Source organism: Aliamphritea spongicola, from assembly GCF_017051665.1.
GTDB lineage: Bacteria > Pseudomonadota > Gammaproteobacteria > Pseudomonadales > Balneatricaceae > Amphritea > Amphritea spongicola.
Genome location: NZ_JAFIDL010000157.1, coordinates 1 through 255, shown reverse-complemented (window position 1 = coordinate 255; position 255 = coordinate 1). Strand labels below are relative to the sequence as shown.

The 255-nt window shown below is 50.2% G+C and carries 1 protein-coding gene; it reads left to right on the top strand.

The features are described from left to right. The coding region (locus tag JYB63_RS23775; RefSeq protein ID WP_243432139.1) for a GTP-binding protein at positions 1–255 on the top strand (255 nt) is incomplete at both ends.

Genomic DNA, 255 nt, shown 5'->3' with positions numbered 1-255 from the left:
GTAAGCCGCACGTTAACGTTGGTACAATCGGCCACGTTGACCACGGTAAAACAACTCTGACAGCGGCACTGACCCGCGTATGTGCAGAAGTATTTGGTGGTGAAGCGGTAGCGTTTGACGGTATCGATAATGCACCAGAAGAGCGTGAGCGTGGTATTACTATCGCAACTTCTCACGTTGAATACGATTCTAACGACCGTCACTACGCGCACGTAGACTGCCCGGGTCACGCCGATTATGTTAAAAACATGATCA